General features: G+C 56.2%; 12 protein-coding genes and 1 riboswitch. Of the genes, 6 read left to right on the top strand and 6 right to left on the bottom strand.

Annotated features, from left to right (window positions below):
• Positions 1 to 82: 82 nt before the first annotated feature.
• On the bottom strand, positions 83 to 1051 hold the full coding sequence (gene bsh, locus Q0D41_RS02165) for a choloylglycine hydrolase (RefSeq protein ID WP_294374570.1): 969 nt from the start codon (positions 1049 to 1051) through the stop codon (positions 83 to 85).
• A 522-nt stretch (positions 1052 to 1573) separates the two neighbouring features.
• On the opposite strand from bsh, the gene Q0D41_RS02160 reads away from it, so the two are divergent.
• Positions 1574 to 3061, top strand: a complete 1488-nt coding sequence (locus Q0D41_RS02160) for a DHA2 family efflux MFS transporter permease subunit (RefSeq protein WP_294374567.1) — start codon at positions 1574 to 1576, stop codon at positions 3059 to 3061.
• 130 nt (positions 3062 to 3191) lie between these two features.
• Here Q0D41_RS02160 and Q0D41_RS02155 read toward each other — a convergent pair whose 3' ends face one another.
• The 3 genes from Q0D41_RS02155 to Q0D41_RS02145 all read right to left on the bottom strand — a co-directional run bounded on the left by Q0D41_RS02155 (position 3192) and on the right by Q0D41_RS02145 (position 6079).
• Positions 3192 to 4349, bottom strand: a complete 1158-nt coding sequence (locus tag Q0D41_RS02155; RefSeq protein WP_294374565.1) for an MFS transporter — start codon at positions 4347 to 4349, stop codon at positions 3192 to 3194.
• Between the two features lie 61 nt (positions 4350 to 4410).
• Positions 4411 to 5040: a TatD family nuclease-associated radical SAM protein gene (locus Q0D41_RS02150; RefSeq protein WP_294374563.1), complete on the bottom strand. Its 630-nt coding sequence runs from the start codon at positions 5038 to 5040 to the stop codon at positions 4411 to 4413.
• A gap of 193 nt (positions 5041 to 5233) precedes the next feature.
• On the bottom strand, positions 5234 to 6079 hold the full coding sequence (locus Q0D41_RS02145) for a pyridoxamine kinase (protein WP_294374560.1): 846 nt from the start codon (positions 6077 to 6079) through the stop codon (positions 5234 to 5236).
• Positions 6080 to 6240: 161 nt separating this feature from the next.
• Here Q0D41_RS02145 and Q0D41_RS02140 point away from each other — a divergent pair, with 161 nt between their 5' ends.
• Positions 6241 to 6543 (top strand): hypothetical protein, encoded by a 303-nt coding sequence (locus Q0D41_RS02140; RefSeq protein WP_114615823.1) that lies wholly within the window; start codon positions 6241 to 6243, stop codon positions 6541 to 6543.
• Between the two features lie 68 nt (positions 6544 to 6611).
• Here Q0D41_RS02140 and Q0D41_RS02135 read toward each other — a convergent pair whose 3' ends face one another.
• Positions 6612 to 7307, bottom strand: coding sequence for a class I SAM-dependent methyltransferase (locus tag Q0D41_RS02135; protein WP_294374547.1), 696 nt, complete (start codon positions 7305 to 7307; stop codon positions 6612 to 6614).
• Between the two features lie 416 nt (positions 7308 to 7723).
• On the opposite strand from Q0D41_RS02135, the gene Q0D41_RS02130 reads away from it, so the two are divergent.
• Positions 7724 to 9685, top strand: coding sequence for a fructose-1,6-bisphosphatase (locus Q0D41_RS02130; protein WP_294374544.1), 1962 nt, complete (start codon positions 7724 to 7726; stop codon positions 9683 to 9685).
• A 130-nt stretch (positions 9686 to 9815) separates the two neighbouring features.
• Here Q0D41_RS02130 and Q0D41_RS02125 read toward each other — a convergent pair whose 3' ends face one another.
• Entirely contained in the window at positions 9816 to 10529 is a 714-nt protein-coding gene (locus Q0D41_RS02125) for a 5'-methylthioadenosine/adenosylhomocysteine nucleosidase (protein ID WP_294374543.1), read from the bottom strand.
• Between the two features lie 303 nt (positions 10530 to 10832).
• On the opposite strand from Q0D41_RS02125, the gene Q0D41_RS02120 reads away from it, so the two are divergent.
• From Q0D41_RS02120 to Q0D41_RS02110, 3 genes are all read left to right on the top strand, one after another.
• A complete protein-coding gene (locus Q0D41_RS02120) occupies positions 10833 to 11882 on the top strand; it encodes an inorganic phosphate transporter (RefSeq protein ID WP_353935203.1) in 1050 nt (349 codons plus the stop codon).
• Positions 11883 to 11991: 109 nt separating this feature from the next.
• Positions 11992 to 12163, top strand: a riboswitch (Lysine riboswitch).
• Positions 12164 to 12238: 75 nt separating this feature from the next.
• Positions 12239 to 14608, top strand: coding sequence for a pyruvate formate lyase family protein (locus tag Q0D41_RS02115; RefSeq protein ID WP_294374541.1), 2370 nt, complete (start codon positions 12239 to 12241; stop codon positions 14606 to 14608).
• A gap of 15 nt (positions 14609 to 14623) precedes the next feature.
• Positions 14624 to 15586, top strand: coding sequence for a glycyl-radical enzyme activating protein (locus tag Q0D41_RS02110; protein ID WP_294374537.1), 963 nt, complete (start codon positions 14624 to 14626; stop codon positions 15584 to 15586).
• Positions 15587 to 15607: the final 21 nt, after the last annotated feature.

The following is a 15607-nucleotide window of genomic DNA, read 5'->3' as shown; positions in this document are numbered from 1 at the left end:
CCTTGCATTCTACCAGGTTGCGATGCGATTCGTGAGCGCGGTTTCCGTGCTGGTTGTGAACGTGCTTATCGAAGGCGCTTGTTTAAGCGAATTCCTTCATCTCGCATTCGATAAGCGCGCTGGCGTCGGCGCGCTCGGCATCTTCAAGGCTGGCGTAGCGAATGGTGAAGTCGTCGTAGGTATTGAAATAGTAGCGACCTGTCGCGCCAGAGAAGCAGCTCGTATAGACGGTTTTCTCGAATTCGCCGTTCGACATCGCCGATGCGCCTTCGACCATCGAAACGTTGCTCAGCGTGTGAAACATTCGTACCACGTTGTCGTGTTCGCCCGATTTCGCGGGATAGTTGGCGTTGAGGTAAGCGACCTTCACGAAGCGCGAGGGCGAGTACACGTCGCCGGGAATGCCTCTCATTCCCGCGCCCGCACCGAAGGGCGCAAGCTCGGCGCGGCCCCATGTAGCGGGCGCGGGCATGTCGGGCGTTGCGGTGATGTAGGTGCGAAGGTTGGTGAGGTGCCATTCGAAGTTCGGGTGATTCGCCAACACATCGACGGGGTTATCGAACACATGCAGGCCGTCGGCGCGCGACTCTACAACGATTGAGCGTGTGGCGTCGCCAATGATCCAATGAAGATACGAAACGGGGAAGTGCTCGTTAAAGGGCTTTTCGATGATGATCGAATCTGCGAGCGCGGCTTCAACTTCATCGACGGTTTCGAAATTGGCTGCTACCCAGGTGGGGAATTCGTATGCCGCGATGTTCGTTTTGCCCTCGGTGGGATTCGGGGCGTATTCGGCGCACCCCGGGTGGTTCAGGCCGGCCACGGCAAGTCCTGCGTCGTTGCCGCAGTCGAAGAACAGGGGGTAGTTCTGGAATTCGACGCACATTCCGATGACGGCATGGCGCGCCGGGGTCGATTCTTTAAATGCCCAAGGCACCATGAAGCCCTTTGGCATAATGCGGACTTTTTCGCCATAACCGCAGCTCCAGTCAAGATTACGACCTAGAAAAGGGGAGCCTTCCTCGTTTGAAAAACGAACTGCTGTGCACATGTGAATCTCCTTCCGTTTGCTTTTGACCCATTCATCATGCGACGACATATTGGGGTGAGCAAGGGCGGTTGGGGCATTGTTCGGCGCCCGTTGCTCGACCGTTGAATCGCGTTGGGTATTCGTGATGTTTTGAGTGGGGCTTCCTTTCGAGTTCGGGCCACCTCTGCTGCATTGGAAAGTGGCCGATGCTCATTTCACCGTGCGCATTCTGTGCTCTCTCGGGGTGGGAAGCATTGTTTTCCCAGGTGAGCAAATGGATTTCCTTGACCCCGTATATTTCATCCTCGTGCCAAGGGGTTAAATTCACAATTTCAACGCTTACGAAGCAGCGCGCTTTTCTGCTATAAAAGAATCAATTAGTGGTAGTCACGGGTTCAAAAGCCCCGCAAGGATGAAAGCTTAGCTTCCTTGCGGGGCTTTTTTGTTGCCTCGAAAAGGTAGGCGGCGAATTTTGCGATGCCGTCGCCATTGCTTGGTTGCCACGCATGTTGGTTTCTACAGAAAGGAATTGGTCGCGAATTTATGTCTCATGGTTTTAACGAAGCGCGCGTGAAGGTTGCGCATCCGTATCTCACGATGATGGGCTTGTTTTTGGGTGCGTTCACTGGCATGTTCAGCGAAACGTCCCTGAATATCGCAATTCCGCAGCTCGGCGCCGCTTTTGGGGTTGATACGGCCATCACGCAGTGGCTCGTTGTGGGCTATATGCTCGTCATCGGTTTGGTCATGCCTTTCGCCGGTATTCTTATGAAGTGGTTCTCGGTTCGCAAAATTACGCTCGGCGCTCTCGGCGCGTTTTTCGTGGGCTCGCTTATTAGCGGTTTTGCGTCGACGTTTGACGTGCTGCTTGTTGGCCGCCTTATCCAAGGCATTGGCACGGGCCTTATTTTGCCTGTCATGTTCGCCGTTGTGCTCGAGGTGTTTCCGCCCTGCAAAATCGGCGCCGCTATGGGCATTGCCGCGCTTATCATCATGTTCGCGCCGGCGGTAGGTCCTACGCTTTCGGGCATTATGCTGGGAGTGTTCTCGTGGCGCGCTATTTTCTTCTCGTTCGCTTTTGTGCTTGCGATCGCCATGGTTTTTGCGGCAAAAACGCTCGTGAACCCCTACGAGCTCACGCGTCCCGCAGTTGACGGCCTCTCGTGCGTACTTTCATGCATCGGTTTTGGCGGACTCGTGCTGGGTGCGGGCATGGCGAGCCTGTGTGGCTGGGCTTCGGCGCAAGTCATTGTTCCTTTGGCGTGCGGCATCGTGGCGCTTGCGCTGTATGCGCGCCGCCAGCTTTCCATCGAGGTGCCCGTTGTCGATGTTTGTGTGTTTTCGCTTCGCGGCTTTCGCGTGGGCGCCGCCGGCGTGATGCTCAATTTCGGCATCACGCTTTCGGCCATGTTTTTGTTGCCGCAGTTCATTCAGAATGCGATGGGTATTCCCGTTGCCATGACGGGCATCATCATGCTTCCCGGCGGCATCGTGAACGCGGTCGTTTCGATGGCTGCGGGTCGATTGTATGATCGCGTGGGTGCGCGCATTCCTGCTCGCGTGGGCTTCGCGTTGTCTATCGTGGGCGCCCTCATGCTGCTGGTTGCGCCGGTAACGTGCTCCGTCGCGTATGTGATTGCGGCGCATATCGTGCTTATGGTCGGCGTGCCTTTGGCTATGTCCCCGTGCCAAACGAGCGCGCTCAACTCGCTTCCGCCGCGTCTTTCGGCCGACGGTTCCACGGCTTTGAACACGTTGCAGCAGGTGCTTGGCGCCATCGCAACTGCAGTTGCCACGAGCATGCTCGGTTTGGGCCAGGCGAGCTACTACGCGGCACATGGCGCCTCTGCGGCGGACGCATTCGCGAACGGCTGCCACTGGGGCTTCGCTTTCACCCTCGTGCTTGCCGTGTGCGGTTTGGCTGTCGCCTTCATGCTGAAGAAGCGTGCGGAAAAGACCGACGTCGTGCCGGAAATCGAGCCGCATGAAATGAAGGCGTGCGCACCTGCGCAGCCTGCTGTTGAGCAATAACGCCAACAGCCTCGTGTGCAAACAACGGAGCAAAGACGCTTGCGGGTTTCCACGGGCCTTGGGATACGCAAAGGGGCGCTGGTTATGCGGCGTCCCTTCTTTTTGCGGTCGGCGTTTTTGTCCGCGCTTCTTAGTTGTGTCGTTTCACAACGGCGACCATGCCAAGGCCGACTGCGGTGACGCCCGCGATTATGAGCATCACGAGCGGTAGGCCGTAGGCGTCGCCGGCCATGCCCAAGAGCGGCTCGACGATGCCTCCCACGCAAATGACCACGCCGTATGAAATGCCTGATGCCGTTCCCAGGTGGCGTGGCACGTAGCTCATGCCGAGTGCCACGAACGAGGGGTAGAACAGGTTCGCCGCGCACGTGAGCAGGCATACAAGCACCACGGCCAGTGCGAGCGAGCGATTGAATGCGAATGCGATGAGGCATATCGCGAGCACTCTGAAGCAGAGATAGGCGATTTTGAACACGCCTGCGCGCTCGGTGACGCGGCCTGAAATCGCCGTGGCAACGGCGCCTGCAATCGCGAATACCGAAAGCATGAGCGAACCGAACGTTTCTCCTTGGCCGAGCACGTTCACGAAGAACAGCGGGATGAACGCCATAAGGCCGTATTCGACGATCGAGCGGCAGGAAAGCACGCCCATCGCGAGCGTGAAATTCCCCCAACGTTCGGGTTTGTCGGAATCGCTCGCGGCTGAGTTCTTGGCGATTCCCAGCGAAAGAAAGCGTTTGTTGAACGCGAGCAGCACGATTGCGCAGATGGTCGTGGGGAAGAGGAACGCGAGCGTTCCATGCATGCCGAAGCTGGTAAGGAAAATGGCGGCCATAAGCGGGCCCACGAAAAAGCCGATGTTGCCGCCTACGGCGAAAATCGACATGCCGTTCGCTTTGCGGGCGCCCGCGGCGAGGTTCGACAGGCGCCCGCCTTCGGGGTGGAACATCGCGACGCCAATGCCCGAAACCATGGCCGAGGCAAGCACCGCCCAATAGTTGTTTAAGAAGCCGATGCCGCACATGCCAAGGCCGGCGAGGAATACGCCGAGTGCCATGAACCAAGGACATGCCTTGTGATCGCCGATGGTGCCAAAGAGGGGCTGAATAATTGCCGATGCGATATTCGCGGCGAATATGAGCCCGGCGACCGCGGTGTAGGAATAGCCATCGTACATGACCAAAAACGGCAGCGTTGCCGAAAGCGCGCCTTGGTTGATGTCTGAGCAAATATGCCCAGTCATGCAGAGGTAATTGACGAGTTTGTCTTCTTTTCGAGCGGCGGCCATGGGAGAGCTTTCATTTTTGGGGACTTTGATGCACAGGTCGGAATGCGCGATGCTGTTTGGACTAGTCGACCCAGGCGCGAATGCGATAGCGCACGCCGAGGTCGTCGCAGATGGCCTGGCATTTCGCCTCGTCCTCGTGCGAAATGGTGGTATCGACGGTCGTCATGATCACGTTTGGCACGTATTTGCGAACTTCGCGCGCGAAATCGAGCATGCCCTGGAATGCGGCGTCGCCGAATTGGCTGCGAACGAGTTCGTGATATTCGTCGGCGTTGGGCGTATTGAGCGAAATGGAGACCGTGTCAACGATGCCCTCGAACTCGGGCGCGATATCTCGCCCGTTGATGAGGCTGCCCTGGCCGTTGGTGTTTACTCGAATCGGTACATCGTAGCGGCGTTTCACCTCGGCTGCGACCTGTTTGAGCGTTTCGAATGCGCATGTGGGCTCGCCGAACCCGCAGAAAACGACTTCTTCGTAAGCGCCCATGTCTTGCTTGTCGAAGGCTGCCATGACTTCCTCGAAAGACGGCTCATGTTCGAGCCAGAGCACGTTATTGGCTCCTTCGCCGTTTTTGCCGACGCCCGTTGCGGTTTGGCGAATGCAGAACGCGCACGCGCAGCTGCAACGATTCGTGAGGTTGACGTAGAGCCCATTGTGGACGGGATAGACGATGGTTTCGGCTTTTTGCATGATAGCTTCTTTCGACCTTGCGTTTGTTCGCGTCGGGGCCGCCTGGCAGAGATGCCCGCGGCGCAACTACTTGCTTTGCTCGCTATGCGCCGCCGCAGTTTTCGGTTTTTGAGGAAATTGAGAAACCGAACATCTCCGTCGGGCCGCCCCGACGCGAACAACCTTACTCTTTCCTTGTCGTGATGGTGTGGTGCTAGCGGGCGAGTGTGTGCAGCTTCTCCTCGAATGCGAGGCCATCAGTGCGCGGAATGCCCAAATCGATGCTCGCTTGCACGCAGTCATGGGCAAACTTCGTTGCTTTTTCGATTGACTCCTTGAACGGAATCCCATTTACGGCGTCGGCCGCGATGATTGCCGAGAAAATATCGCCCGTTCCCGAACGCTGCTCGCCGAGTTTCTCACCCGTGACGGTAAAGGGCTCCCGCCCTCGTTCAAGGCATGCGTTCGACATGCTTGATCCGTGTTCGACTCCTGTCACAACGACTTTGGATGGGCCCATATCGCACAGCTTTTGGGCGAGCGAGAACGCATCGTCGAAGCTCATGTGCGGGTCGTAATCGACGTTGGCGAGGATGCACGCCTCGGTGATGTTGGGCGTGATGATGTCGGCATGGGCAACGAGTTCCGCCATGCGCTCGCACATTTCGGATGTGTAGGTGCCGTATGCCTTTCCCTCATCGCCCATAACGGGGTCGACGAGCGTTACGCAGTCGTCACCGCCAAATTCATCAATGAAGTCGCGCACGATCGAAATTTGCTCGGCCGAACCGAGAAATCCCGTGCATATGCCGCGGAATCGCAGATTGAGTTTGCGCCACTCGTCAATATGCTCTTGCATATGGGGTGTGAAATCTTGGAAACTGTAGCTCGGAAAGCCCGTGTGATTGCTCAGGATCGATGTTGGCAGCACGCAGCATTGCACGCCCAGCTGCGAAATAATGGGCAATTGCACAGCGACGGAACACCTGCCGAAGCCGGTGATGTCGTTGATGAGGGCGATCTTTTTCTGGTTATTGTGGTTTGGGACAATGCTTTGCACGGTGGTCTTTCTGTCGCTGTTTCGGAGCGGTTAGCTATTATAGTGGTAGGTTGAATCGCGAGAAGCGCTGTGCGTGGTATTGCGTCGGAAATATAGAACGTATCGCGCTTTGCGGGAAAATGGGATAGACGGAATCATCGGTCGCATTCGAGGAGGGCGTCATGGGCAGCAAAAAACGTTCATCATGGTCGAAACAGAAAGCGGAGTTTGCTGCTGGATTGGATGATTTTTCGGGCATGGATGATATTTTCGCGCGGGAAGAGGCACATCGGGAAAAGGCCAGTGCCGATCACGAGGCGGCGCGTCGCCGCAAGGCTTGTGAGTCGAAGAACCGCTATGCTTCGCGCGCAGAAGCTGAAGAAAATCTCGCATGGTGTGAACATAACGGCAAGCGCGGGTTGTCTGTCTATCAGTGCCCCTACTGTGATGGTTGGCATCTGACGTCGCACCCCTGGGATGAATAACGCGGTCTCAGTTGTGTCTACTCTCTATCGGTTGAAAAGCGATGCGCGGCATGGAGCGCATCGCTTTTTTATTGCAGCTTCGTGCTTGGCGGAACGAGCACGTCGTAACGCACGGCTTTGCCCGTAATCGAATAACTTGGCTTTATGCCGGCAAGGTGGCCCCCCTTCACGGGACGCTTAATAACGACTTTGCGCGAACCAGCCGTGAACGCGGCTCGGATGAGTGCGTCCTCCTCAGCTTCATCGCATGGCTTTTCGAGCACATGTAGAAGTTGGAATTTCTTCTTTACCGCAGCGCTCTTCTGGCGTGCGGGAAACATCGGATCAAGATAAATCACATCAGGCGCCTGCTCGCTCGACTGAGCAAGCGATTCGAGGTACTGAAGGCTGTCGCTGTGATCGAGGGACATTCTTTTCGCCACGCTAGAAATCATCGGGTTATTACCGGCCCTCATAAGGCCATCTTCCAGAAGCGCCGCGATAGTTTCGTCGCGTTCAAACATGCGTACCGTAAAGCCAGCTGCGGCGAGCAAGAAGGAGTCTTGGCCAAGGCCAGCTGTGCAATCGATGGCGGTAGGGGATTGCGCGCCCTTGATTTTGGCTGCCTTTACAAGCAGCTCTTGCTGAAGCCGTCCAGGTTTTATACGAGGAAGCATCTCTTCGAAATCGCAGCGCAGTTCCATGTTGTCGCCTACGAGGGTTAGTCCTGCATCTGTTTCGCGTAGCTCGACCGATTTCGGTGCCATGTCTTCTCCCTCATGCATGTTTGCCATTTTCTTTCATGAGGACAGCGTACCTGAATCGGGCGATTCCGTGCGGTTCGTTCAGGAAAAGCCCTTTTGCCTTGAATTGCTCCACTGTAGAAAAGAACAATGTGTGAACGGCGGAGCTTTACAAGGTAAATTGAAATTGATAATGCGTAAGCATATCAGTAACTTTACGCTGCCGTTAGGCATGATACGAAAAGAATGGTCTGTAACATCAATGCGCCGAATGGCGGCTTCCGCGTTCCTCTCGAACAGATAAGGCCATATGTTCCGTGTGCCGTCTCGCCTTTTCGTCGATGAAAAATGCCGTTTGGTATTCGATAAGGGCGGGATTCCTTTTCTCGCGGTACCATGAAACCAACTGTTTGAAAATCGAGCTGCTGTTGCAGGCGATTAGTCAAGGAGGCCTGTGTATGGATGCTGCTGAAAAGCGCTATCTCGAACTTCTTTCTCGCTCGTTTCCCACGGTCGCAAAAGCGTCCGCCGAGGTTATAAATCTGAGCGCGATTCTTAATTTGCCGAAGGGCACGGAATTCTTCGCTTCCGATATTCATGGCGAATATGAGGCGTTCTCCCATATCCTTCGAAATGGTTCGGGCTCGATTCGCCTGAAGATCGATGACGTGTTTGGCGATGAGCTTTCGAAGGAAGAAAAGCGCACGCTCGCAACGCTGATTTATTACCCCCGGGAGAAAACCCGTTTGGAGCTTTCGAAGGTTTCTAATGAGGCTGCGTGGTACGGAAAAATGCTGCCGCGTTTGATTGCCGTTTGTAAACGCGCCGCGCGTAAATACACTCGTTCCCGCGTTCGCAAAGCCTTGCCTGAAGACTTCGCGTACATCATCGAAGAGCTTATGTACGCCGATGCGCGTAACTTTGATAAAGAGGCATATTACGCCGCCATCGTCGACGCTGTTGTGAGAACTGGTAGGGGGCCTGCATTCGTTGAGGCGTTGTGCGGGTTGATTCAGCGTTTGGCTATTGAGCGATTGCATATCATTGGCGACATTTACGACCGCGGCCCTCATCCCGATGCGATCATGGAAGCCCTTATCGATCATCATTCGGTCGATATCCAGTGGGGCAATCATGACATCGTGTGGATGGGCGCTTCGCTTGGCCAACGCGGTTGCATCGCCCATGTTGTGCGAAATTGTGCACGTTACGGAAACCTTTCGATTCTCGAGGATGCCTACGGAATCAATATTCTGCCTTTGGCTCGATTCGCGCTTGATGCGTATAGGGACGACCCCTGCGTTGGCTTCGCGCTGAAGGGGCACCCCGACACCATGTCAGAAGCCGAGATTCTGATGAACGTGAAAATCCAAAAGGCGATGGCTATCATCCAATTCAAAGTCGAGGGCGCGCTTATCGATGAGAACCCGGCATTTGGCCTTCAAAGTCGCAAGTTGCTCGATAAGATCGATTACGAGCGCGGTACCGTGGTATGCGATGGCGTCGAATACGAACTGACCGACAAGGTGTTCCCGACCATCGATCCTTGCGATCCCTATAAGCTCACGCCCGGCGAGCAGGATGTCATGGACCGTTTGGTTTCCGCGTTCACGGGGTGCGAAAAGCTGCAGCGCCATATGCGTTTCTTCCTGAAGGCGGGCAGTCTTTATAAGATCGATAACGGCAACCTGTTGTTCCATGCGTGCGTCCCCTTGAATGCCGATGGCAGTTTGAAAGAAGTCGATGTTTTCGGCAAGAAGCTTAAAGGCCGCGCGCTCTATGACGAAATGGAGCGCTGGGTGCGCATTGCGTTCTTCGACGAGGACGCCGAAATGCGCAAGCGCGGCGCCGATATGCTGTGGTATTTGTGGCTGGGCGAGGGGTCTCCCTTGTTTGCAAAGAGCAAGATGGCGACCTTCGAGCTTTATCTTATTGCCGACAAGGCTGCGCGCAAGGAAGTGAAGAACCCCTTCTATACGCTTCTCGATAACGAAGACGTGTTCGTCAATATCTTCCGCGATTTTGGCCTTGACCCCGAAACCTCTCATATCATTTGTGGACATGTGCCCGTGAAGGTGAAAGACGGCGAAGATCCCGTGAAGTGCAATGGCAAGGTCATCATGATCGACGGCGGTTTCTCGAAAGCGTACCAGCCTACGACGGGCATTGCGGGCTATACGCTCATCTCGAATTCGCACGGCTTCGTGCTCGCCGCGCACGAGCCTCTCGAATCGGCCCAAGCCGCGGTTGAACGCGAGCTCGATATTCATTCTTCGCGTCGCGTGGTGGAACGCGTAGGCGTGCGCACGCTTGTTGCCGACACCGATACGGGCACGAAGCTCAAGGCGCACGTTGCCGATTTGGAGCGTCTGCTTGCGGCGTTTCGCCACGGCGACATTCCCGAGCGGAAAAAGTCGTAGGATCGTTTTCTCCCATCCAGGTATTCGCTCTTTAATTGCTGTAGTGGGCGTGCGGGAATCCTAGACGTGAAATGAAAAGGCCGGACGCGCTTCATGCTCGTCCGGCCTTCTTGATAGAGCGAACCTGTTTTTATGCGAGGCTCGAGATTGCGTGAATCACAAGTTCGGCGCAATGACGCGCCGCCTGGGCTTCGAAGGTGGGGTAGTCGACGCTCGACGACCCGTCGGCCTTGTCGGAAATTGCGCGCACGATTGCGCAGGGGATGCTCGAAAGGTAGCACACGTTCGCGATGGCGGCGCCTTCCATCTCGCAGCACTTGGCGTCGAAGGCTTCCGTGATGCGCTGCTTTTCGGAATCACTGCATACGAAACGATCGCCCGACGCGACGCGGCCCCTATGCGTCGTCACGCCGATTTCGGCCGCAGCGTTGACGACGGCGTGGCAGAGGTTCTCGTCCATGGGGAAGGCGAGCGTGTCGGTGCCCGGCGTTTGGCCCAGGGCATAACCCAGGTTGCTTACATCCATGATATGGTTCACGGCATCGGTCGCCACAACCACATCGCCGATTTCGATGGTCGCGTCGAGCGAGCCGGCGATGCCGGTGTTGAGCACTGCTTCCACGCCGAAACGGTCGATGAGGATTTGCGTGCAGGTGGCTGCGTTGACCATGCCTACACCGCACTTCACCACGACGACGCTCGTCTGGCCAATGGTGCCTTCGACGAATTCCATGCCGGAAATCGCGGTCGTGCGCACTTCGCCGCATTTCTGCATATGTTCCTTGAGGAGTGCGACTTCGACATCCATTGCGCCAATAATGCCCATGGTAGATTGAGGGGCCATTTCGTTCCTTCCATTTCGCTGTATCAAAGAACGTGCCATTGGCTCGGTTCTTGTTTTGGTTGCATCGTATCGCATTAACGTTGCCGCAGGCGCGCAACGATGCGTTCGCGTCAAAAAGCGAGGCCTAGAACCGTTGAAATGCCATATGCGCGTATAGCAACTTTTTAGTGAGTCGTGCCAAGAAGGAAATTGTGCCGCATTCGTGACTTTTCCCCAGATTGACCGTGTTCGTAAAACATTGGTAAAACTTCGGTACAATAAGCCGCGTCATGCATTTGGCCGCTTTTACATACGAGGTGCTTCGTGGCTCTCACGTTTTTTGATTTTTTGTCGCACGCAATGGCCCAGCCCATTTTGTTCGTCATTTTGATTTTGGTCATTGGCGTAACTGCAGTTTCTGGCGCCACCGATGCCCCGAACGCTATCGCGACGGTCGTTTCCACTCGTTGTCTTTCCCCGAATGTCGCAATTGCGCTTGCTGCAGTGTTTAATTTCGTAGGCCTTGTGGGCATGACCTACATCTCGACCGCCGTGGCGAAGACCATGTTTGGTATGGTCGACTTTTCAGGCGATACAAATTCAGCGTTATATGCTCTGGTTGCGGCTATGATAGGCGCCATTTTGTGGGGCATCGCGTGCTGGTATTTCGGCATTCCGTGCTCGAAATCGCACTCCTTGATCGCCGGCATTACCGGTGGCGCCATCGCCATGAACGGCTGGGCGGGCGTCGTTCCCGCTGAATGGGCGAAGGTCATTTACGGCATGGTTTTCTCCCTGGTCGCCGGTTTCATACTCGGCTGGCTTTTCACGCGTCTCATCGAGTGGATTTTCAAATTCGTGCAACGCCAGGCGGCCAATAAGCTTTTCACCGTCATTCAAGACATCGCAGCGGTGGCGCTTTCCTTCTTGCATGGCGCTCAAGATGGGCAGAAATTCATGTCTATCGCCATGCTGGGTATCGCGCTTTCGTTCGGTAGTTCTACGCCCGACTCGAGCGGCTTTCCGCTGTGGATCATGATTATCTGCTCCGCCGCAATTTCGCTTGGCACAATTTTGGGCGGCAAGCGCATCATCAAGTCGGTCGGCATGGATATGGTGAAACTCGAGAAGTATCAGGGCTGTGCGGCGAACTTCTCCACGACGTTTACGCTTCTGGTCGCGAGCCTTACCGGCATGCCGGTGTCGACGGGCCACTGCAACACGTCCGCCATCATGGGCGTGGGCGCCGCGAAATCAATCAAGCGCGTGAATTGGTCCATTGCGAAGAACATGCTCATGGCGTGGATCATCACGTTCCCGGCATGCGGCTTTATTGGCTTTTTGCTTGCGAAAATCTTCATGATGTTCGCCTAGCTTCATCTACAGGGTTTTGAGCCAGCCTTCGATATGAAAAAACGAATTTGTTAACGTTTTTGAAACGAAAGCTTCAGCAAGTGCGTTACCCTGTCATCTGCAATTTTATCGCTTTGATAGAGGCCGCTTTCGAGCATTCGATCACGGTGGTAAGCCGAACCAGCTTGCCGTGAGGGCGAAGGCCGAAAGCCGAAGGGACCGCGCGGGTTCGCGTGCGGCGTCTTGGGGCGGCGGGGAATACCTGTCGCACTGTCGCGGAAACGCGGAGTGCTATCGAGGCTGGCGCATTGCGCATGCGTCCGGCGGCTTGTGGCATTTCGTCCACGGCCGCCTTTTTCGTTATATGGAGGAATGCAATGCGTACGCCGCGTATCGATCGCATGAGGGAACGTCATTTCAGCACCACGCCGTGCATTACGGCCGAGCATTTGGTATTGCAAACGCAGGCTTATAAGCAGTTTGCCGGCGATGCGGTGCCTGTGTTCCGCGCGAAGGTCGTGAACCATATCCTCGAGCGCATGAGCTGTATGATTTTCGACGATGAACTCATTGTGGGCACGCCGACGAATGCCTATCGCGGCGCGAACCTGCATCCCGATTTCCAGAGCAGCAGTTGGTACGTGCGCGATATTGACGAGTTCAGCACGCGCCCGAAAGATCCTTATCGCATTTCTGCCGAGGACAAGGCAACTATTCTGGAAACGCTGCCATATTGGCAGGGCAAATCGATGGAAGACATTTCCGATGCGGTGATGCCTGAATATATTCAACAGCTCGAGGCCGACGATATCCTTTGCGTGGGTTTGGAAAACGGCGTATCGGGCGAAACCACATGCGACCATGAAAAGGTGCTGCGTGTGGGCATGCGCGGATATATCGAGGAATGTCAGCGTAATATCGATTCGTGCGTGCCGCAAACCCAAGAAGATGCTGCGAAGGTCGATTTCTGGCGCGCATGCATTATCCAGGCGCAGGGCCTTGTGACGTATGCGCACCGTATGGCCGACGAGGCGGAGCGCCAGGCTGCGGCATGTTCTGACGAAGCGCGCGCTGCTGAGCTGCGCCGCATTGCCGAGAATTGCCGCGTCGTCCCCGAAAACCCACCGCAAACCTTTGCCCAGGCGGTGCAAATGGTATGGTTCGTGCACGTGATGTTCCATATTGAGGTATGCACCACGGCATGCGGTTTTGGGCGTTTCGACCAGTACATGTGGCCCTTCTACAAAAAAGACGTTATCGACGAGGGTGTTCTCACGCGCGATGAGGCGCTCGAGCTCGTTGAATGTCTGTATTTGAAGGCGTGCGAGGTGTATGAAGTGCGCGATACGTGGTACGTCACGGCGTTCGCGGGCTATCCCATGTGGCAGATTCTCGTGGTGGGCGGTATGAAGCGCGACGGAAGCGATGCGAGCAACGATTTGTCGCTTCTGTGCCTGCAAGCGGCCGACGATTTGCAAACCACGCAGCCCGTCATGGCGCTGCGCGTATGCGATACCACGCCGCACGAGCTCATCGACTTCGGGTGCAAAATGATTCAGGAAGGCCAGGCCAACCCTGGTTTCTTCAATGACGAAACCGCTATGAAAATGGCGCTTGGCAAAGGCGGCACGCTCGAAGACGCGCGCGATTGGACCATTGTCGGCTGCATTCAGGCGGGCCCTGGCGGCGGCGGAACCGACGGCAGCCCCGATGCGGGATACGTGAACATGGGCAAGATGGTCGAGTTCGTGCTGCACGATGGTGTCGACCCGCGCACGGGCAAGCTCATGGGCTTGCGCACGGGCGACCCGCGCGAATTCACCAATATCGAGCAGTTCAAAGACGCTTTGAAGAAGCAAATCATTCATGCGTATGACCAAATTCGCATTGGCTACAACCTCATGCAGTCGATTCACATGAATCGCTATCCGGTGATTTTTGCGAGCATGGTCACGGCGGGCTGCGTGGAAAGCGGCAAGTCGGTGCAGCAGGGCGGCGCACGCGTTTCGACCTGCGGCATGTATGTGACCGGTGCGGCGAATTTGGCCGACTGCATCGCTGCCGTTGAAAAGTGCGTGTTCGAAGACGGCGACGTGACGATGGATGAGCTCATCGCAGCTTGCGACGCGAATTTCGAGGGCCATGAGCGCCTGCGCCAGCTGCTGCTCAACAAGCCCGAGAAATACGGCAACGATTCGCCCCATGTCGATGGCATCTATCGCGAAATGATGCACTTCGTGGCCGACGAAGTTCAAAGCTGGCCCGATGCGCGCGGCGGCCATTACGCGTTTGGCATTGACTCGCAAACGATGAACATCCCGCATGGCGAAGTGACTGGCGCGCTGCCCGATGGCCGCTTGGCGGGCGAGGCTTTCTGCGACGCATCGAGCCCCATGATGGGCCGCGATGTTTGCGGACCCACGGCTACGGTGAAGTCGGTTGCCGCGATCGACCAGCCCGATTTGCAGGAGGGCGCGCTGTTCAATCTGCGCTTTGATCCCAAGGGCGTGCAGGGCGAAGGCGGTCGCCGCATCATCGAAGGCGTGATTCGCACGTTCTTCCAGCATGGCGGCGAGCATATTCAAATCAACGTCGTCGACAATAAGACACTGCTTGCGGCTCAGGAAAACCCGGAGCATTATCGTGGCCTTATGGTGCGCGTCGCTGGATACATGGCGTACTTCACCGAACTCGACCGCCCTGCGCAAGATGCGATTATCGCGCGTACCGCGCATCTGTCGGCCTGAGACGAAGGCCGGCTCGTGGGTTTCGACGGTATCGATGCGAAATTGAATAGAGAAGGGGGGCTTTCGGCTCTTGTCGGCAGCATTCAAAAGTTTTCGACTGAAGATGGGCCGGGCATCCGCACGACGGTGTTTTTGAAGGGCTGCCCGCTGAAGTGCGCATGGTGTCACAATCCTGAGCTCATCGAGAATGAGCAGCAGCTCATCGTGAGCCCCTCGAATTGCATTGGCTGCGGGCATTGCGTTGAAATGTGCCCGACTCATGCTATTTCTCTCGGCGAAGCTGGCATCTCGATCGATCGCTCGCGGTGCACGATGTGTTTGGCCTGCGCCGATGGCTGTTTTGCGAATGCGCTGCGTCCCGTTGCGCGCCGCATGACTGTCGGCGAGGTGCTTGCCGAGGTCGAGAAGGACAAGGGTTTCTACGACAACACGGGCGGCGGCCTCACGGTGAGCGGTGGGGAAGTGCTCGCTCACGCGGAATTCGCCGGCGCGCTCATTGATGCCGCTGCGGCTCGAGGTATTTCGAGTTGCGTGGACACGTCAGGTTTTGGCTCGTCGCGCGCGTTGCTCGACCTTGTTTCTCGTCCCGGTGTGACCGATGTGCTGTTCGACATCAAGGCCGTCGACGATGAGATTCATCGCGAATTCGTGGGCGTTTCGGTTGAGCCGATTCTCGCGAATGTGCGGTTGCTTTCGGCCGACGAGGCGATCCTGCCAAAGATTACGGCGCGCATGCCGCTTATCGCCGGAGTGAATGATGGCGAAACAGCCATTCAAGCGGCGGGCGATATCGTTCGCGAATGCGGCATTCGCCGCGTCGCACTGCTCCCTTATCACGCGCTCGGCATCGCTAAAGCTCGCAACATCGGTTCGCAGCAGCAAGAATTCACTGCGCCGAGTGACGAGCGGGTCGCCGAGATTAAACGGTATTTCGAAGATGACATCGGAGTGAGGACGGAAGTGCTCGGGAGACTCTAAGGTTTTCTTTGAATGATAGAA

The sequence above is a fragment of the uncultured Slackia sp. genome, from assembly GCF_934630525.1.
In the GTDB taxonomy this organism is placed as follows: Bacteria; Actinomycetota; Coriobacteriia; order Coriobacteriales; family Eggerthellaceae; genus Slackia.
Note: the sequence above shows the minus strand (reverse complement) of the source record. Positions and strands in the feature narration are given on the sequence as shown.